The sequence below is a fragment of the Pantoea sp. GbtcB22 genome, from assembly GCF_019091025.1.
Taxonomy (GTDB): Bacteria; Pseudomonadota; Gammaproteobacteria; order Enterobacterales; family Enterobacteriaceae; genus Pantoea; species Pantoea leporis.
This window is the reverse complement of sequence record NZ_JAGXKB010001001.1, coordinates 1-230: the sequence shown is the minus strand read 5'-3', so window position 1 is coordinate 230 and position 230 is coordinate 1. Positions and strand designations below refer to the sequence as shown.

The window sequence follows — 230 nt, the reverse complement described above, 5'->3', positions numbered from 1 at the left end:
CTCACCGGCATGTGTCCCGCCAGCACATTATTGACCTGATTCATCACCGGCACCGCCGCGGCAAAACCAAATTGCCCGGCGACCGGCGTGGCATCCGGCCGCCCAACCCACACGCCAATCAGATAGCGCGACGTGGTGCCAATCGTCCATGCATCGCGATAGCCGTAGCTGGTCCCGGTTTTCCACGCCAAAGGCGCGATCTCCGGCTCCGCGCCGCTGGCCGGTGGTTG

Annotated in this window: 1 protein-coding gene; it reads right to left on the bottom strand. The window is 64.8% G+C overall.

From position 1 onward, the window contains the following. Positions 1 to 230, bottom strand: a 230-nt coding sequence (locus KVT28_RS27305; RefSeq protein ID WP_217551484.1) for a hypothetical protein, incomplete at both ends; no start/stop codon positions are given.